Annotated in this window: 17 protein-coding genes and 1 pseudogene; 16 read left to right on the forward strand and 2 right to left on the reverse strand. The window is 40.0% G+C overall.

Translation table 11 applies throughout. The features are described from left to right. The first annotated feature begins 117 nt into the window (after positions 1-117). The 3 genes and pseudogenes from IGI64_RS04840 to IGI64_RS04850 all read left to right on the forward strand — a co-directional run. Positions 118-483, forward strand: a complete 366-nt coding sequence (locus IGI64_RS04840; protein WP_429939656.1) for a DUF488 domain-containing protein — start codon at positions 118-120, stop codon at positions 481-483. Beyond that, positions 480-2282 carry an FAD/NAD(P)-binding protein gene (locus tag IGI64_RS04845; RefSeq protein WP_429939658.1) on the forward strand — a complete coding sequence of 601 codons (1803 nt, stop codon included), beginning with the start codon at positions 480-482 and terminating at the stop codon, positions 2280-2282. Before IGI64_RS04840 ends, IGI64_RS04845 begins: the two co-directional genes overlap by 4 nt. A gap of 68 nt (positions 2283-2350) precedes the next feature. Continuing rightward, positions 2351-2557, forward strand: a pseudogene (locus IGI64_RS04850) (type II toxin-antitoxin system RelE/ParE family toxin); the annotation flags it as partial. Positions 2558-2749: 192 nt separating this feature from the next. Here the strand turns inward: IGI64_RS04850 and IGI64_RS04855 are convergent. Next, a complete protein-coding gene (locus IGI64_RS04855) occupies positions 2750-2917 on the reverse strand; it encodes a DUF3042 family protein (protein ID WP_016625432.1) in 168 nt (55 codons plus the stop codon). A 342-nt stretch (positions 2918-3259) separates the two neighbouring features. Between IGI64_RS04855 and galE the strand changes: the two genes are divergently transcribed. The 7 genes from galE (at position 3260) to tsaD (ending at position 9627) form a co-directional block, all read left to right on the forward strand. Next, positions 3260-4258 carry a UDP-glucose 4-epimerase GalE gene (gene galE, locus IGI64_RS04860; RefSeq protein ID WP_016625431.1) on the forward strand — a complete coding sequence of 333 codons (999 nt, stop codon included), beginning with the start codon at positions 3260-3262 and terminating at the stop codon, positions 4256-4258. Then, the gene (galT, locus tag IGI64_RS04865; protein WP_429939660.1) at positions 4255-5739 is read left to right on the forward strand and encodes a UDP-glucose--hexose-1-phosphate uridylyltransferase; all 1485 of its coding nucleotides are present in this window, start codon (positions 4255-4257) and stop codon (positions 5737-5739) included. Before galE ends, galT begins: the two co-directional genes overlap by 4 nt. 17 nt (positions 5740-5756) lie before the next feature. Continuing rightward, the gene (locus IGI64_RS04870) at positions 5757-6734 is read left to right on the forward strand and encodes a LacI family DNA-binding transcriptional regulator (protein WP_429939661.1); all 978 of its coding nucleotides are present in this window, start codon (positions 5757-5759) and stop codon (positions 6732-6734) included. Between the two features lie 147 nt (positions 6735-6881). Next, positions 6882-7604: a tRNA (adenosine(37)-N6)-threonylcarbamoyltransferase complex dimerization subunit type 1 TsaB gene (gene tsaB / locus IGI64_RS04875; RefSeq protein ID WP_429939663.1), complete on the forward strand. Its 723-nt coding sequence runs from the start codon at positions 6882-6884 to the stop codon at positions 7602-7604. Next, on the forward strand, positions 7588-8130 hold the full coding sequence (gene rimI / locus IGI64_RS04880; RefSeq protein WP_429939665.1) for a ribosomal protein S18-alanine N-acetyltransferase: 543 nt from the start codon (positions 7588-7590) through the stop codon (positions 8128-8130). Before tsaB ends, rimI (IGI64_RS04880) begins: the two co-directional genes overlap by 17 nt. Positions 8131-8134: 4 nt before the next feature. Further along, the gene (gene rimI / locus IGI64_RS04885) at positions 8135-8602 is read left to right on the forward strand and encodes a ribosomal protein S18-alanine N-acetyltransferase (protein WP_429940754.1); all 468 of its coding nucleotides are present in this window, start codon (positions 8135-8137) and stop codon (positions 8600-8602) included. Further along, entirely contained in the window at positions 8599-9627 is a 1029-nt protein-coding gene (tsaD, locus tag IGI64_RS04890; protein WP_429939666.1) for a tRNA (adenosine(37)-N6)-threonylcarbamoyltransferase complex transferase subunit TsaD, read from the forward strand. The genes rimI (IGI64_RS04885) and tsaD overlap by 4 nt, the downstream gene beginning before the upstream one ends. A gap of 55 nt (positions 9628-9682) precedes the next feature. Here the strand turns inward: tsaD and IGI64_RS04895 are convergent, their stop codons facing one another. After that, the gene (locus IGI64_RS04895) at positions 9683-10381 is read right to left on the reverse strand and encodes a Crp/Fnr family transcriptional regulator (protein WP_016625424.1); all 699 of its coding nucleotides are present in this window, start codon (positions 10379-10381) and stop codon (positions 9683-9685) included. A 466-nt stretch (positions 10382-10847) separates the two neighbouring features. Here IGI64_RS04895 and arcA point away from each other — a divergent pair, with 466 nt between their 5' ends. The 6 genes from arcA to IGI64_RS04925 all read left to right on the forward strand — a co-directional run bounded on the left by arcA (position 10848) and on the right by IGI64_RS04925 (position 19137). Continuing rightward, positions 10848-12077 carry an arginine deiminase gene (arcA, locus tag IGI64_RS04900; protein ID WP_016625422.1) on the forward strand — a complete coding sequence of 410 codons (1230 nt, stop codon included), beginning with the start codon at positions 10848-10850 and terminating at the stop codon, positions 12075-12077. 100 nt (positions 12078-12177) lie between these two features. Then, complete coding sequence (argF, locus tag IGI64_RS04905; RefSeq protein WP_034863061.1) at positions 12178-13197, forward strand: ornithine carbamoyltransferase; 1020 nt, start codon at positions 12178-12180, stop codon at positions 13195-13197. Positions 13198-13360: 163 nt separating this feature from the next. After that, positions 13361-14308 (forward strand): carbamate kinase, encoded by a 948-nt coding sequence (gene arcC / locus IGI64_RS04910; RefSeq protein ID WP_034863058.1) that lies wholly within the window; start codon positions 13361-13363, stop codon positions 14306-14308. Between the two features lie 416 nt (positions 14309-14724). Continuing rightward, on the forward strand, positions 14725-16416 hold the full coding sequence (gene argS / locus IGI64_RS04915; RefSeq protein ID WP_016625419.1) for an arginine--tRNA ligase: 1692 nt from the start codon (positions 14725-14727) through the stop codon (positions 16414-16416). 545 nt (positions 16417-16961) lie between these two features. Continuing rightward, complete coding sequence (locus IGI64_RS04920; protein ID WP_429939670.1) at positions 16962-18794, forward strand: BglG family transcription antiterminator; 1833 nt, start codon at positions 16962-16964, stop codon at positions 18792-18794. 13 nt (positions 18795-18807) lie between these two features. Beyond that, positions 18808-19137, forward strand: coding sequence for a PRD domain-containing protein (locus IGI64_RS04925; protein WP_429939672.1), 330 nt, complete (start codon positions 18808-18810; stop codon positions 19135-19137). Positions 19138-19140: the final 3 nt, after the last annotated feature.

Here is a 19140-nt window from a genome sequence, read left to right on the forward strand (position 1 = left end):
TTTTGCGTTCATTCGCAGAATCAGCGTTCAAAACGCTTTTCCGAGCCATATCCATTGCCGGTTCCTTTGTTTCCTTGATAAAATTAGGATTAAAACAAGGGGAAGTGAGGAAAAGAGATGTTGAAACTAAAAAGAGCCTACGTGCCAGCAGAAAAAGCAGACGGTTACCGAATATTGATTGATCGTTTATGGGCAAGAGGTATTTCAAAAGAAGAGGCGCATGTCGATCTTTGGCTGAAAGAAGTTGCGCCAAGTAAAGAATTGCGGCAATGGTTCAATCATCAGCCTGACCGCTTTCCGAGTTTTGAAGAAAAATACCAGGCAGAATTGAAAAATAACGATGAAGCCAAAAAAGCCCTTGCACATTTGGAAGAACTCGTTCAGGAAAAACAAACTGTCACACTTGTTTATGGGGCAAAAGATGAAGTCCATAATCATGCAGTTGTCTTAAAAAAAATATTGCTTAAAGAAGGTTGCTTATGAAAATCGGTATTATTGGCGCGGGCCCACGCGGTTTAAGCATGGCAGAACGTCTTTTGCATAACGCAGAAAATGAAAAGATAGAAGTAGTTATTTTTGATCCGAACGGTCCCGGCGGAAAAGTCTGGCGTACAGATCAGCCGCTTGCTTTATTGATGAACTCTGTCTCTCAGCAAGTCACTTTATTCACAGATGAGACACTTTCTAGCGGAGGGAAAGTATTTAATGGACCCAATCTCTATGAATGGAGCCAAACAGAAGCCCATCGTTTTGTTCGTGAAAATCCGCATAAGAATCAAGGCTTTTTTCTAAAAGAAGCCAGCCATTTGACGCCAGATGAACAATCGACCCGTTGTTTTTACGGAATGTATCAAGAGTGGTTTTTTAAGGAGCTGCTGCAGGGATTTCCCGAACAGCTTCAATTGATTAAAGAATTGGTCCTCAAAGCGGAAGAATCAGAAAATGGGTTTGATTTGATTACAGAAATACAAACTGTCCATGTCGATCAGCTGATTATCGCAAGCGGACATAGCCAAAATGAATTGACTGGCGAAGAAAAAGAACTGGCGCTTCATGCGGAAAAAACGGGCTTGTTTTACCAGCCGCCAACGAATCCAGCCGATGTGTCTATCCGTGAGATCCCAGCAGGAGAACCTGTTATTTTACGAGGATTAGGGTTAAGTTTCTTTGACTATGTGGGCTTATTTACAAAAGAGCGGGAAGGACATTTTACGGAAGAAAATGGCCGTTATGTCTATCATCCTTCAGGCAAAGAACCCATCGTGTACTGTGGTTCCCGCAAAGGTCTGCCGTATTATCCAAGAGGCAAAAATCAAAAACAAGGCGGCGCATCAGCTTGGCCAAAATGTATCACTAAAGAAAATCTTGAAAAGCTCCACAGCGAAGGAAAACTGACCGGAACGCTTTTCTTTGACCTTTTGAAAAAAGATGTCGAATTGTTTTACTATAAAAAACTGATTGATGAAAAAGGGTTTGCTATTGATCGCAAAAAATTTGAAAAAGACTATCTTACAAAAGAACAGGAAAGTGTCCTAGATGATTACCCTGAATTGAAAAAATTTCGCTGGTCATGGGATAAAGCAGAAAATCCCGAAAAGTATTTTGGACAAGATTTTACAGCAGAAAGCCGAAAGTTCATTGACTGGCAAATCCAAGAAGCAGAAAAAGGGAATTGTACAGGTGCATTTACTTCTGCACTAGATGCGCTGAAAGATTGGCGCGACCCGATTCGACAAGTGATGGAATGGGGAGATTTTTCAGCGAAAGAATACAAAGAGCTATTGTGGGGCTGGTTTACCCACATGAATACGTTTTTGACGATCGGTCCGCCGATTTCTCGTACGAAAGAGCTGGCTGCGCTGATTGATGCGGGGATTTTCCGTCTGCTTCCGCCAAACTTTACCATTGAAAAAGGAAAGCAGTTTACTGCTGTCAAAGAAGAAGCAATTGTTTCCAGTAATTATTTGATCGAAGCAAGGTTGCCTTCCACGAATCTTACACTCTCTGAAAATCCTTTGCTGAAAAATCTTTACCAGCATCGTAAAGTTCGTCCGTATACCTTTGCCGACGAAACAGCGTCCTTCAAATCTGAAGCATTGGAAGTTGACCGCTTAACTTCACAAGTCGTCGATGCTAGCGGACACCGCTATACGAATCTTTATTGTTTCGGTATCCCAGTTGAAGGCGTCGATTGGCTGACCGCCGCGGCTGCCAGACCGTATACAGATCCATGGAATCTAAGACAAGCGGATAAAATCGCCCAAGAAGTTTTAGGAAAATAATTCTTTATATAGTAAAGAAAACTCGAAAATGAGTTATAACTTGTTATAATCAAATGAGCGTACGATGATTTGTGAGCGTCATCCAGAAAGCTCGTGGTCTAACAAAAACATTTCCAAAAATGTATGAAGAAGTTTCCCAAATATTTGGCATGGAAGAAACATATCGAATAGTAATTGGAAAGAGCTACGCGATCTTTTATCGAATCAACGAGGAGAAAAAAACAATATATGTAGGGCCGATATTTTTACAGAAACAAATGAAGTTAGATTTTTAGTATAGATATTCCGCCAGTTGATTTAAAATGATCCATAAAAAGCAGAAGAAAAATAAATGTAACTATGATTCTATGAGCATAAATAAGTAATAGATGTATTGGTACAAAACCAGACAAAAGGACCAGCTTCCTCTTTCTTAAGAGGTTAAGCTGATCCTTTTGTCTGGTTTTGTTTTAATGTGTTGCACCGTATTAACGGGCAACACGTTTGCGCATTGCTTTTTTACGATTTTCTTCAATCATAGATTCTTTTTCGTCGATTGGATCAATGACTGTTTTTTTAACGGAAGCCGCTAAACCAGCGACAGCTGCTGCAGTTGCCAAAGTACCTAGTAATAAACCGGACATAAATTTTTTCATTTGTTCCACCTCGTTTGTTTGATTATATATCTATTATGAAACAAAACCTTTAAAAACGCTAGCTATACGATTATATGAAAAAGCTTTCAAAAACACTTGAATTTATTTAGTAAATATTTTATTATATATTTACTAAAACGATTACTTAGAATTTTTTCAAAACTAAAAATGTTCACATCAGATTTTGTCTGTTTTTGAAACCGAATACGAAGATAATTAGGTGAAAAAGTACGTAAACAACCAATAAAACAGCCGGATTTCCTGTTTTGCCGTTTGATTTTTTGTTACAATCGTAAGGCAGGTTTATTCTAATTGATAGGAAAATAAAAAGGGGTGCAAGAGATGACAATATTGGTTTTAGGCGGAGCTGGCTATATCGGTTCCCACGCAGTTGACCAGCTGATCAGCCGCGGATATGAAGTAGCTGTTGTCGATAACTTATTGACAGGACACAGAGAAGCCATTCACAGCAAGGCTCGTTTCTATGAAGGAGATGTGCGCGACAAAGCGTTTTTGCGGAGTGTCTTCCAACAAGAAGCAATTGAAGGTGTGCTCCATTTTGCTGCAAGTTCTTTAGTCGGAGAGTCAGTAGAAAAGCCATTGAAATACTTCAATAATAATGTTTACGGAATGCAGATCTTATTAGAAGTAATGAAAGAATTTGATGTAAAAAATATCGTCTTTTCTTCTACTGCGGCAACTTATGGTGAGCCAGAAGAGTCGCCGATCAGAGAAACAACACCAACAAATCCGAAGAATCCATATGGCGAAAGCAAATTGATGATGGAAAAAATGATGAAATGGTGTGACAATGCATACGGTATGCGTTATGTTGCCCTTCGTTATTTCAATGTAGCAGGAGCTAAATCTGATGCTTCGATTGGAGAAGATCATGATCCAGAAACACATTTAGTGCCAATCATCTTGCAAGTAGCGTTAGGTCAACGTGAAGCATTAGCTATTTTTGGTGATGACTATGATACACCGGACGGCACATGCGTCAGAGACTATGTACATGTTGAAGATCTGATTGCTGCACACATCTTGGCATTGGAATATTTAAAGGCTGGAAACGAAAGCAATGTCTTCAATCTTGGCAGCAACAACGGCTACTCCGTAAAAGAAATGCTGGAAGCTGCGCGTAAAGTAACGCAAAAAGAGATTCCGGCAAAAGTCGCACCGCGAAGAGCGGGCGATCCAAGTACTTTGGTTGCTTCAAGCGAGAAAGCCAAAGAAATCCTTGGTTGGGAGCCAAATTATACAACAATCGAAGCGATTATTCAGACTGCTTGGGATTGGCATGTCAGCCATCCAAACGGTTATGGGGAGGAAACAAAATGACACTCAGTCAAGCAATTTGCGATTTTGCGACATTAGCTATCGAAGCTGGCGGCTGGATGGAAATGGACCGCATCTATATACAAAATCGACTGTTGAGCATGATCGGGGAAGAAGCATTAGAAGAAACACAGCCGCGTAAAGTCACAACAGCTTCTGTTGACTTGCTGGATCAGCTGATTGCTGCAGCAAAAGAAAACCAAGTGATTTCGGATCTTCCAGCAGAAAAAGAAATGCTTGAAGCACAATTGATGGACTTTTTGACACCGCCGCCGTCTGTCGTAAATGCTTTTTTTGCCCAACATTATTCAAAAAGCCCAGAAGAAGCGACCGATTATTTCTTTAATCTAAGCAAGCAAAACGACTATATAAAAACACGCGCTATTGCGAAAAACATCCAATTTCCTGCAGCTACAGAATACGGAGATCTAGAAATCACGATCAATCTGTCGAAACCAGAAAAAGATCCAAAACAGATCGCTGCGGAAAGAGAAGCGGAAAAAGTCGATTATCCAAAATGTATGCTGTGCATGGAAAATGAAGGCTACAAAGGTCGTTTGAATTATCCGGCTCGCACCAATCACCGGATCATTCGGATGAATCTGGACGGCGAAAGCTGGGGCTTCCAGTATTCGCCATATGCATATTATGAAGAACATTCGATCATTTTATCTGAAGAACACCGTCCGATGAAAATCAATAAAGAGACCTTCCAGCGTTTGTTAAGGATCACTGAAGTTCTGCCTCATTATTTTGTCGGATCAAATGCAGATTTGCCGATCGTCGGCGGTTCGATTTTATCTCACGACCATTATCAAGCGGGCAGACATGAATTTCCGATGGCCAAAGCACCAATCGAGCGCTTATTCAAATTGAATGACTATCCATTAGTCAATGCCGGCGTCGTAAAATGGCCCATGTCTGTGATCCGACTACAGTCACCAGATAAAGAATTGCTGACAGAAGCTGCGAACAGTGTGTTGGAAAAATGGCAAAACTATTCGGATGACACTGTGGAAGTTCGTGCGTTTTCAGAAGACGGAACACCGCATCACACAATCACACCAATCGCGCGTCATCGCGAAGGCTACTTTGAATTAGATTTAGTGTTGCGTGACAATAATACGTCTGAAGAACATCCAGATGGTATTTTTCATCCGCACCGTGATGTCCAACACATCAAAAAAGAAAATATCGGGTTGATCGAAGTCATGGGATTGGCTATTTTGCCGCCGCGATTGAAAGAAGAATTAAAAGAAGTAGAACACCATCTTTTAAATCAGGAAAACCACATCGCAGATTATCATCGTGAGTGGGCAGATCAGCTGAAACAAGAAAATGAAACAATCACTGAAGAAAATGCAGAAGCGATCGTCCAAACAGCTGTCGGAAATGTATTTTCAAGAGTCCTTGAAGATGCGGGTGTTTTCAAACGTGATCAAAAAGGACAAGAAGCGTTCGAACGGTTCACACAAACACTGTAAAGACTGGGGGAGAGACCATGGCTACGATCAAAGATATTGCAAACTTGGCAGGGGTTTCTCCTGCAACTGTTTCCCGTGTGCTGAATTATGACTCAGGACTTTCAGTCGGTCAAGAAACAAAGAAAAAAATATTTGAAGCTGCAGAAATGTTGAATTATACCAAACACCATAAAAATCAATTGGGGGACAAGCAGATCCTGCGTCTGATCCAGTGGTACAACGAAGAAGAAGAGCTGGAAGACCTTTACTATCTTGCTATCCGTCTGGGCATCGAAAAAAAAGCTCAGGAACTTGGGGCTGTTTTATTGAAAGAAACACTAGAGACAATGAGCAGCCAAGAAGCAGACGGGACGATTGCTTTAGGAAAGTTTGATGCAGAACAACTAGAGTCATTGAAGCAGACACAAAAAAATCTGCTGCTTGTCGATTCAGATGGAACGATGCTTGGAGTGGATTCGCTTGTCGTTGATTTTTATGCCAGTGTCAAAATGGTCGTAGAGTTTTTCTTGAAGAAAAAAAGAACGGACATCGTTTTTCTGGCTGGGAAAGAATACACGAAACAAAGCCGAAAAAAAGTGCCGGATCCTCGTCTTTCGGCTTTTGAATCAATCATGGCCGAAAAAAAACTTGCAGCATCTGTGATCGAAGCTGATTTTTCTGTCGATGCAGGCTATCAAGCAGTCCAGAAATTTCTGCAACAGTCAAAAAACGTTCCCAATGCGCTTTTTTGTGCAAATGATGCGTTGGCAATCGGTGCTTTGCGCGCCATACAAGAAGCAGGGATCAGTGTGCCGAAAGAGCTGTTTGTGGTCGGGTTCAATGATATCAGCGTGGCAAAATATGTAACACCTGCGCTGACCTCTGTCAAAGTTTATACAGAATGGCTGGGGGAAACAGCAGTAGAGACAGTGGTCGGTTTAGCGAAGACAGAAGCACCTGTAGCTAAAAAAATAATTGTTGGAACAACCCTTGAAATCAGAGAATCCGCAAAATAGACTGTTCCTACTAATCCAAGAATTAAAAGAGGCTGATCAATAGGATCAGACCTCTTTTTTCTGTTTGGATTCTAAGTCTGTTTCCTCCCTTTCTTTGCAGAAAAAATGTGCTACAATAGACAAATAGCAGCAGAGAGGAAGATACATATGATTACTTTAGGAATCGATACAGCCAACCAAACATTAGCGGTGGGTGTTGTTGAAGGAAAGACGGTTTTGGGGCAGATCCAAACAAATATCAAAAAAAACCACAGTACAACGCTTATGCCGGCGATTGACCAATTATTCAGCGACCTTCAGTTAACACCGGATCAAATCGATCGTATTGCTGTATCAGATGGTCCTGGTTCTTATACTGGTTTAAGGATTGGCGTGACGACAGCCAAAACTTTAGCAGATACATTGAACAAAGAATTGACAGGGATATCCAGCTTGAAAACAATTGCGGCAAATTGCACAGGGGTCGAGGAAATCATTGTTCCTTTGTTTGATGCCCGCAGAAAAAACGTCTATGCTGGCGCTTATCGTTTTAAAGAAGGAAAACTGGTCTCAGTGATCGAAGATACGCATATCGCATTGACTGATTTGTTTGCTCGCTTGAAGGAAATGGACGCTGTTTTTTATTTTGTCGGAAGCGACTGCCAAAAATTTGAAGCAGAGATCCGCGAGAATTTTCCGGAAAGCACCATCAACCAAGTGCCTCTTTGGGATATTCCAAGCGGAGCAGTTTTGGCGCAATTAGGTGCAGAAGCTGAACCTGTCCAAAACATCCAAGATTTTCTGCCGCGTTACTTGAAGCTTGTTGAAGCAGAGGAAAAATGGTTGGAAACACACCAGCCAGGAGCAGAAAGTTATGTTGAGAAGATTTAAAGACTTGACCAAAAGTTTTTTTAAAGAGAGAAGTGTATTTAGACAGAAAACGCTGAAGCGAGGGGATCGTGTTTATCTCTTGCGTCAGCTGGATACTTCGGATATCAAGGAGCTGCTGGCACTTGAAAGGGCGGTTTACTTTGGTGAACTTCCTTGGACTAAAAGCGCCTTTTTATCGGAACTTCGCTCGCCTTTTACGAATCTATACTTGGGTATTGAAGAAAATGGGAAATTGATCGGTTTCTCTGGTGCAAGAGTACTGGGAACGGATTGTCACGTGACGAATATTGCTGTTTTACCATCGCATCAGCGTTTAGGTCTGGGGTCAGTCCTGATTGACGAAATCGAAAACTTTGCTATAATGAATCGCTGTGAGACACTGTCTTTAGAAGTGCGAGTCAGCAATAAAGATGCACAGCGCCTTTATCGTAAGCTTGGTTTTCAATCACGTACAATCAAAAAAGGATACTACACAGAAAAAAACGAAGATGCTGTAGACATGATAAAAAGGATAAAAGATGCATAAACAAATGATTTGCAAAAAGAATGATTTTATTCAGGAACAACTAGCAGAAAGACTTTGGGAAATCTGCGAAGAAGCCTATACTTACGGCTCGCCGTGGACAAAAGAACAGTTTTTGTCAGATTTGGCGCAGCCGCACACGGATTATCTCGTGCTTGCAGAAAATACAGAAGTCCTTGGTTTTTTAGGCTATACAAAAGTTTATGATGAAATCGAGATCACGAATATCGCAGTAGCAAAAGCCGTACAAGGACAAGGTCATGCACGCACATTGCTGCAATTTTTGATCAATGAAGAAAAACGTAAAGAAGCAGTTCAATTATTTTTAGAAGTACGTACCTCAAATGAAGCAGCACAAAATCTGTATCGTTCTGAAAAATTTCGAGTATTAGGTGTTCGGAAAAATTATTATCAGAAACCGGCAGAAGATGCTGTGATCATGAGTGTACTGTTAAAAACGGAGACGATGAAATGAATGAAGTATTGATTCTAGCTATAGAATCCAGTTGTGATGAAACAAGTGTCGCAGTAGTAAAAAACGGCACAGAGATCTTATCGAATATCGTTGCTTCTCAAATCAACAGCCACAAACGTTTTGGCGGTGTGGTTCCTGAGATTGCCAGCCGCCATCATGTGGAACAGATTACTTTATGTATTAATGATGCATTGGATGAAGCAGGCGTTGCAAAAGAAGAACTGACAGCAGTAGCAGTCACTTATGGACCAGGGTTAGTCGGATCTCTGCTGATCGGTATCTCAGCAGCGAAAGCTTTTGCTTGGGCAAATGACCTGCCGCTGATCCCAGTAAACCATATGGCTGGTCATATTTATGCGGCGCGGTTTGTTGAACCTTTCCGCTTCCCATTGATGGCTTTGCTTGTCAGCGGAGGGCATACAGAACTTGTTTATATGGAAGAAGACGGTTCTTATGAAATCATCGGCGAAACACGAGATGATGCAGCAGGAGAAGCATATGACAAAGTTGGCCGTGTTTTGGGATTAAGCTACCCAAGCGGAAAAGAAATCGACGAGTTGGCGCATCAAGGTGCAGATAAGTATGATTTCCCACGGGCGATGATCCACGAAGACAATTTTGACTTTAGTTTTAGCGGATTGAAAAGCGCCTTTATCAATTTAGTCCATAATGCGGAACAGCGGGGCGAAGAGCTGGACAAAAAAGATCTAGCTGCCAGTTTCCAAGCGAGCGTTGTTGATGTACTGACAACAAAAACGATCCGTGCCTGTGAAAAATACCCCGTCAAACAGCTGATCGTAGCTGGCGGTGTTGCAGCCAACCAAGGATTGCGGACAACGCTTGACGAAAAATTGAAAGCCGTTCTGCCAGATGTGGAATTGGTGATTCCACCGCTGCGTCTATGCGGAGATAATGCAGCGATGATTGGTGCTGCTGGTTTTGTCGAATGGCAAAAACAACATCTCGCAGGTTACCAGCTGAATGCAGTACCAAGTTTGATATTGAAAAAAGAATTTAATCTATGATGTAAAAGAAAAGGCAGACACGATTCATCGTGTCTGCCTTTTCTGTTTCTAACGATTAGCGTATAGCAGGTGTTACAGCTTCTTTGCAGAAGATAAAATGCTTTTTATTATAGGTCAGTAAGCCTGAATCTTTCAGCTGTTTGATCACTTGCCCAGCTGTTTCTCTGGTTGTTCCGCTGTTGACGGCAAGTTCTTTCAATGTGATCGGATAAGGGATACAAGTATGTCCGTCCTCCGTTTCTTCACCCAGTTCTTCTTTTAAAATAAATAAGTTCTGTTTTACTCGATCAAAGGCACTGGATGTCAAACCAATCTGAATCCTTAATTCATGCATTTCGACCACTTTTGACAATTTATGGACCAGATACAGCAGCTGTGCAGGATTTTTCTTTGTCAGCTTTTCATAGTAGGAAACAGGAAGATAGAATGTTTCGATATCGGTCATCGCTTGCGCAGTATAAGCATAAGTTTCTGATTCGAATATGCCGGCTAGAGGGAAAAGGTTGTTTGGATTTACATAGTCATAATAGTAGTAAGTGGCACTTTCGTCATACCTTTCTAAGCGAATCAAACCTTTCGTCAACAAGTAGAGCCGACTGCGGTCATCTCCTTCATCAAAAAGTATTTGTCCCTTCTTATAAGAACGAATCACTGCATGTTCTTTGATAAGTTGGAACTCTTCATCTGTAAAATGTGCGAAATCCGGTTGATATCGGAGTTTGGAAAAATGGAAATCAAGTTTGTTTACACGCATCAGAAAATTCCTCTCCTTAGAATATCTATACCTCTATTGTTGCGTTTTTTTTGTTATTTGTAAAGGATAAACCCTAAGAAAACAACCGCCATATTTTTCATTAAAAAACTGTTATTTTGTTATATTACATAAATATATAACTATTCTTAAGAGAATAAGGGCTATTGCTTGACAAAAATGTATATTTAACGATAATAGCTTATAAAGTAAACGCTGACAACCTTGTTTTTACTTTGGTTTTTGCAATATACAAAAAATTTTTTTTCTTGAATAAATATTTTTTTGGGAGTGTATTTCAAGTGAAAAAATGAATAAAAGCTAATAAAATTTAGAAAAACGATTAATTATTTAATTGTAGTTTATTAATGTGAAGAATCTCTCTTTTTAGATGAGATGAAATTACGAAAGGGGTTTCAAAAAGAAGTTATTCTATGTATGTAATCAAAACGAAGGAGGCAACAACGACATGGAAAAACCTATTCACGTATTTTCTGAGATAGGAAAATTAAAAACGGTTTTACTGAAAAGACCTGGACAAGAAGTAGAGAACTTGACACCAGATATTATGGAGCGCCTTTTATTCGACGATATCCCATATCTTCCAATTGCTCAAGAAGAACATGACTTCTTTGCAAAAACATTGCAAGACCAGGGAGTAGAAACACTATATTTGGAAAAATTAGCTGCTGAAGCAATCGACGCAGGCAACGTAAAAGAAGAATTCTTGAACAGAATGCTGGATGAATCACACGTTGTTTCAAATGCTGTCAGAGATGGGCTTCATGAATATCTTTTAGCAATGGATACGCAAGCAATGGTTGATAAAATCATGGCTGGTGTTCGTACAAAAGAAATCGACGTTCGCTCGAAACATCTTTATGATCTTTCGGCAGATGACGAATATCCATTCTATATGGACCCAATGCCAAACTTATACTTTACAAGAGACCCTTCCGCATCAATCGGAAATGGTATGACTGTCAACCACATGACATTTACAGCACGTCAAAGAGAATCGATGTTTACAGAATATATCTTAAAACATCATCCTCGTTTTGCGAACAAAGGTGTCGAAGTTTGGTTGGACCGCAACGAAAATGAACACATCGAAGGCGGAGATGAATTAGTCTTAAGCGACAAAGTAGTAGCTGTAGGGATTTCTCAACGTACAAATGCAAAAGCATTGGAAACAATGGCTCGCCGTTTGTTCGCAAAAAATTCTGGCTTCGAAAAAGTCTTGGCAATCAAAATCCCAAACAACCGCGCAATGATGCATTTGGATACTGTATTTACAATGGTCGATCATGATAAATTTACGATCCACCCAGCTATCCAAAGCAAAGACGGCAAAATGGACGTTTACACGATCACACCAGACGGAGACGATATCAAAATCACTCATTCTGATGATCTGCATGGTACATTGAAAGATGCATTAGGATTAGACGATTTAGTATTGATCCCAACTGGTAACGGAGATGCAATCGTAGCACCGCGTGAACAATGGAATGATGGTTCAAACACACTAGCAATCGCACCTGGTGTCGTTGTTACGTACAACCGTAACTACGTATCGAACGAATTGCTGCGCAGCTACGGTATCAAAGTATTGGAAATCAACTCAAGTGAATTGTCTCGCGGTCGTGGCGGCCCACGCTGCATGAGCCAACCGCTTGTACGTGAAGATCTTAAATAAGACCATCAAAGAATATCTTCGGCAGCAGTCAAAACTGTCAACTGCTGCCGGGATTTCCTCTTTCAATTTAAATAAAACAAACTAAAGGAGAATGTTTAACATGAAAGAATCTGTATTCCAAGGAAGAAGCTTATTAGCAGAAAAAGATTTTACAAAAGAAGAATTACAATATTTGATCGATTTTTCTGAACACTTGAAAGATTTGAAAAAACGCGGTATCCCTCATCACTATTTAGAAGGAAAAAATATCGCGCTTTTATTTGAAAAAACATCTACTCGTACTCGTGCAGCATTTACAACTGCCGCAATCGATCTAGGTGCACACCCAGAATACCTAGGAGCAAATGATATCCAATTAGGTAAAAAAGAATCAACTGAAGATACTGCGAAAGTTTTAGGCCGTATGTTCGACGGAATCGAATTCCGCGGATTCAGTCAAAAAATGGTCGAAGAATTAGCTGAATTCTCTGGCGTTCCAGTATGGAATGGTCTAACAGACGAATGGCATCCAACACAAATGATCGCTGACTTCTTAACAATCCAAGAAAACTTTGGAACAGTAGAAGACATCACTGTTGCATACTGCGGAGACGGCCGTAACAACATGGCAAACTCTTTATTAGTAACAGGTGCGATCTTAGGTGCAAACATGCGTATCGTAGCGCCAAAAGAATTACAGCCAGAAGATGAAATCGTGAAAATTGCAGAAGGTTTTGCTGAAAAATCAGGTGCAAAATTGATGATCACTGATGATGTTGACAAAGGTGTTGACGGCGCAGACGTTCTTTACTCAGACGTTTGGGTATCAATGGGTGAAGAAGACAAATTTGAAGAACGTATCAAATTGTTGAAACCTTACCAAATCAACATGGAAATGATTGAAAAAACACACAATACAGATCGCTTGATCTTCTTGCACTGCTTGCCAGCATTCCATGATACAAACACTGTTTACGGTGAACAAATGAAAGAACGCTTCGGCATCACAGAAATGGAAGTAACTGACGAAGTATTCCGCAGCAAATATGCGCGTCAATTCGACCAAGCAGAAAACCGTATGCACTCAATCAAAGCAATCATGGCAGCTACTCTAGGAAACTTGTTCATCCCTCGCGTATAAGAGAAGAGAACTTGTCTTTAAAAGAGTTAGCAAGCAAAACATGATATGTTTATAAAGTTGTGTAAAACCAGCTTTTATGAACCCAAACAATTGATCAAAAAGTGAGGCTGGCTGACGAATGTCCCAGCCTCAACTTATTCAAACGACAGAGAGGAAGAATGGAATGGCAAATCGAAAAGTTGTAGTCGCACTTGGCGGCAATGCGATTTTATCTACTGATGCAAGCGCAAAAGCACAACAAGATGCCTTGCGTGAAACAGCAAAATACCTTGTGAAATTCATTGAACAAGGAGATGAGCTGATCATCTCTCACGGAAACGGACCTCAAGTAGGAAACCTATTGATCCAGCAGCGCGCTGCGGATTCTGAAAAAACACCAGCAATGCCATTAGATACATGTGTAGCAATGACAGAAGGATCAATCGGCTATTGGCTTCAAAATGCAATGGGCGAAGTATTGAAAGAAAAAGGAATCGAAAAAGATGTCGTTTCTCTTGTGACACAAGTAATCGTTGATGAAAACGACCCATCTTTCAAAAATCCAAGCAAACCTGTTGGCCCATTTTACACGGAAGAAGAAGCAAAAGAACAAATGGCAGCAGATCCGACTGCAACCTTCAAAGAAGATGCAGGACGCGGCTGGCGTAAAGTAGTTGCTTCGCCAAAACCAGTCACGATCAAAGAAGCAAGAGTCATTGAAAAATTAGTGAATGAAGGCGTTATCACTGTTTCTGTCGGCGGCGGCGGTATCCCAGTCGTTGAAACGCCTACTGGATTAGAAGGAAGAGAAGCAGTTATCGACAAAGACTTTGCTTCAGAAAAATTAGCAGAAATCATCGAAGCAGACCTTCTGATCGTATTGACAGGTGTTGATAATGTTTATGTAAACTATCAAAAACCAGACCAGAAAAAACTAGAGGTTGTTCCCGTTTCAGAAATGAAACAATATATCGAGGAAAACCAATTTGCACCAGGAAGTATGCTTCCTAAAGTTGAAGCGGCAATTTCGTTTGTCGAAGCACGACCAAACGCAAAAGCGATCATCACTTCTTTAGAAAACATTGAGAATCTTTTAGCTTCTGAAGAAGGAACGATCATCGTCGCTGATTAATTTTGCTAAGTCTTTCGTGGCTCACGAAATGATTTATGGATTGCTTTGCTTAGATGGAGTTTCTTCTCCTTTAGACCATCTAAGCAAAGTTTTTTTCAGAATAACTAAAAACCGGTAGCCAAGCGTTTTGTTTTCTGCTATAATTTTAGCCAGTTTAATACATTCATTTGATGAACAAGAGAGTACTTGTAGTTTTGTTTTTCTAGCGAGTCCGGGAAGGTGGAAGCCGGGCCAAACAGCTATAGGGAACCGCACTTGGAGAATTCTGCCTAGCAGACGGCTATCTACCGTTATCAGAGCGAGCAGGTCTTTTTTAGACAATTGGAGTGGTACCGCGGGTTATCTCGTCTCTAGTGATCAATACGATCATTGGGGGCTTTTTTTGTTTTATCAATGACTATTCAGGAGGAAAAAGGATGAATAATAAAGAAATCGTAGCAAAAGCTATTTTTGATGTTGTCAAAGAAGATTTGACATTGGAACAAGTAGCGCAATTATTGGAAAATCCAAAATCAGCTGACCATGGGGACGTAGCTTTCCCAGCATTTTCATTAGCAAAAATCTATCGCAAAGCACCACAGCAGATCGCTGCTGATTTAGCAGAAAAAATCGATGCTGCAAATTTTGAAAAAATCGAAGTAGTAGGACCATACTTGAACTTCTTTATGGACAAAGGCGCAGTCAGCCAAGCAGTCTTAGCAACTGTGGTCAAAGAAAAAGAACATTACGGCGACAGCACGATCGGAAATCATGGGAAATTACCAATTGATATGTCTTCACCAAATATCGCAAAACCAATCTCAATGGGTCACTTGCGTTCAACAGTTATTGGGAATTCGATTGGTTTCATCATGGAAAAAATCGGTTATGAACCAATCCGCATCAATCACTTAGGCGACTGGGGAACACAATTTGGTAAATTGATCGTTGCTTATAAAAAATGGGGTTCAGAAGAAGCAGTTAAAGCTGAACCAATCAACGAATTATTACGTCTTTATGTAAAATTCCACGATGAAGCAGAAACACAACCAGAATTGAATGACGAAGCACGTTCATGGTTCAAACGTCTTGAAGAAGGCGATGAAGAAGCAATCAGCTTGTGGCAATGGTTCCGCGATGAATCAATGAAAGAATTCAACAAGATCTATGACTTGTTAGAAGTTCGTTTCGATTCATTGAATGGTGAAGCATTCTACAACGATAAAATGGACGAAATCGTAACGATGCTGGAAGAAAAACACTTGTTGAACGAAGACAAAGGTGCAGAAATCGTTGACCTTTCAGAATACGATTTGAACCCAGCACTAATCAAAAAATCAGATGGTGCAACACTTTACATCACTCGAGATCTAGCTGCAGCACTTTACCGCAAACGCACATATGATTTCGCACAATCTTTATACGTCGTAGGGAACGAACAAAGCTACCACTTCAAACAATTAAAAGCTGTATTGAAAGAAATGGGCTTTGACTGGTCAGACGATATGCACCACATCCCATTTGGTTTGATCACACAAGGTGGTAAAAAATTATCCACACGTAAAGGGAAAATCGTTCTTTTAGAAGAAGTCTTGAACGAAGCAATCGAATCAGCAAAAGAACAAATCAGTGAGAAAAATCCTGATTTGGAAAACAAAGATGTCGTAGCAAAACAAGTCGGCGTCGGCGCTGTTATTTTCCATGATTTGAAAAATGATCGTCTAAACACATTTGACTTCAATTTAGAAGAAGTCGTTCGTTTTGAAGGCGAAACGGGACCATACGTACAATATACACATGCACGTGCCATGAGCTTGTTGGCAAAAGCAGACTTTGTTCCTTCAGAGTCAACTGCTTACCCATTGAATGATGAAGCAAGCTGGGAAGTAATCAAATTGATCCAAAAATATCCAGAAACAATTCTTCAAGCGGGAGAAAAATACGAACCATCAATCATTGCAAAACATGCAATCAAATTAGCGCAAGCATTCAACAAATACTATGCGCACACAAAAATCCTTGTAGAAGACGATCAAAAAGAAGCGCGCCTTGCATTGGTCTATGCAGTAGCGGTGTTGCTGAAAGAAGATTTGCGTCTGTTAGGATTGCATGCGCCAGATAAAATGTAAGAAAAGAGGTTGTTCGCAAAGCGTTTTGATCCGAGTATTAAGACTCTTTTATCAGAGAAAATGGCTTTTCACATTTTTTCTGATAAAAGCTTAATGCCGAGGATCAGCTTTGCGAACACCGTTTTAGAGAGGTCGTGAAAGAACCGTTCAGCTCCGAGCATTAAAGAAGAATTTCGTAAAATAGCTTCTCATATTTTGCGAAATTTTGAGTTAATGCCGAAGGAGTTGGTTCTTGAACACCGTTTGAGTAGAGGTTGTGAAAAAGCTGTTCAGCTCCAAGCGCCAAGTAGGTACTGTTCGACAGCGAATCAATTCTTTCTTCGTGTCTTACAGCAATAAGACTCTTTTCCCTCGCAAAATAGCTTTCTATATTTTGGGGATAAGAAGTTTAATACTGAGAGGCAGTTGTAAACAACCCTCAACTAAAAGGACAGGAAATCATCATTTCCTGTCCTTTTTTGTATTTGCACTAAAAAAAGTGCAAAAACTTTGTATTGAGGCAAATCCAAAATCACTTTATAGTAAGTTGTGTAAGGGGATACAATATGATGAGACTAACAAAAAGAGAAATACAATTATTACTTAAACTGCTGGATAGTGAACAAAGCTGCACAACGAAAGAATTAGCAGAAACTTTTCAAGTAAGTATTCGAACGATCAAATATGATCTGGATTCGATCCGACTTTGGCTGAAACCAAAAAAAATCAACCTTTGCGCTCAACGAAACAAAGGATTTTGGTTTGAGATCTCAAAAGAAGAACGAGCCAAGCTGAAACATGAATTACTGGAAAAATGGCGTTTTGAAGTTTATCCATCTGCGAATAAACGAATCGAACAAATCGTTTTGCACTTGTTGCTGACAGAAGGTGTGACAACGATTGCTCAATTAGCTGACCAGCTGGAAGTATCAAAAAACACGATTATTTCTGACTTGGAAAAAGTGAGACATTTTGTCAAAAGTCATCATTTATCGCTGAAAAGTCAAAGCGGCCAAGGGATATGGTTAGAAGGAGAGGAGAAACAATGCCGTTTTCTGATGGATCATCTTTTGCACCAAAATTTAACGGAATATGATATTTATCAAATCATGGATTCATTGAATTTTCCAGACAAAACGCTGCTGTCTATTGGGGCAAATTCGTCCTTTTATGAAATCTATCAAGTTGTCGTCCAAAAAGCTGCCCAGATCATGGAAAAAAACAAGCCTCCATTCGACTACACAGAACTATTGGCGCTTACTTTTCGCATGACGATCGCTATTTGCCGTTTGCGGATCAATTCTTCCATTGGTTCATTTTCTGTGATGAAAGAAAAACAAGATGTTTTGAAAGGAACGAATCTGCCTTTTCAGCTGATGAAAACTGTTTTTACTCACTTCGGTTTTCCGCTTTTAAAAGATGAGTATGACTATCTTTGTACGGATCTGACAAAAGAAACGCAACAGCAGGATATTTTGAAGCTGACAAAGAATTTGATCCAAACTGTTTCTACCGATTTAGGCATTCCTTTTTCAGAAGACGAGCAGTTGAAGCTGAATCTGTTTGCCCATTTGTCACTGTATACAGTACGCGTACATCATTATATGAATGAATACAATCCTTTTACCGAAGAAATCAAACAACGTCATCCACAATTATTTGAAGCAATTCGTAAAGCAAGCGGCAGCTGTTTGAAACAAACTTATTATTTGGTCAATGACTCATTTATCTCTTATATCGCCTTGCATTTTCTGGTTTCTATCGAAAAAAGACAAACAACGAAAGGAACAGTGAAAGTTGTCTATGTTTGTTCAACCGGTTTGGGCGTGACTAGTTTGATCCAAAAGAAATTTTCTGAAGAAATTCCGCAAATCGAAATCGTTCGTTTTGCCTCGGTCTTAAATGCAGATCAAGTTATTGCTGAATATTTGCCGGATATCGTCATCAGTATTTTTCCATTAGAAGAAAAAAATGGTTGTCCGGTAGTCAAAGTAAATGCGATCCCGACAGAAAAAGACATCAAGAAAATCAAGGAACTTTCTGCAATAAAGCAGCCGACCAGAAAGAAAAAGACAACAATCCCGCTTATTTCAGAAACAAATGCGGCGGAGCTGAGTTGCGAGATTATTATGAAAGGCTATCTCGTATATGAAGGACTGACAACTATTTTTGGTCAGCAGTTATCAGAAGAATACAAGGAAGCATTTCTGTTTCATCTTTTGCTGATGATTCATCGGCTCTTCTTTGATCAGCAATATCAGTTAGAAGGAGCGAATAATTTCGAAAGAAAAGTCGATCCTTTATTGATCCAAAAAGTTGAACGATTTTTTGAGGAAAACGGCTTGCCGATAAACCAAGCAGAGTTGTCGGCGCTTTTCAACTATATCCAAATTGACTAAGAGAGGTAGAAAAATGTCTGTGGCAGAAAAAAAACAGGAAATGATAGCAAAAAGTCTTTACCCAGAAGAATTGGATAAACTTATTTGTTATACCGAAACACTGCTGGAAAAAGAAGCTGTTTTTCCTACAGAACTGCAGTGGCAGATTTTAATGAACCACCTAAATGAAATGATTGTCAGAAAAAAACAAGCTGACCTGATTTCTGCTATCGATATGTCTGTTTTTTCGGAGATATCTCAGTGCTCATTAGTGTTGGCAGAACGAATAGCCAAACAGATAGGTGATTTGCCAAAAGCAGAGATCTATGTATTATCCATCCATTTTGAAAATGCAAACCAATAATTA

Source organism: Enterococcus sp. DIV0210g (assembly GCF_050559705.1).
GTDB lineage: Bacteria > Bacillota > Bacilli > Lactobacillales > Enterococcaceae > Enterococcus_B > Enterococcus_B faecalis_A.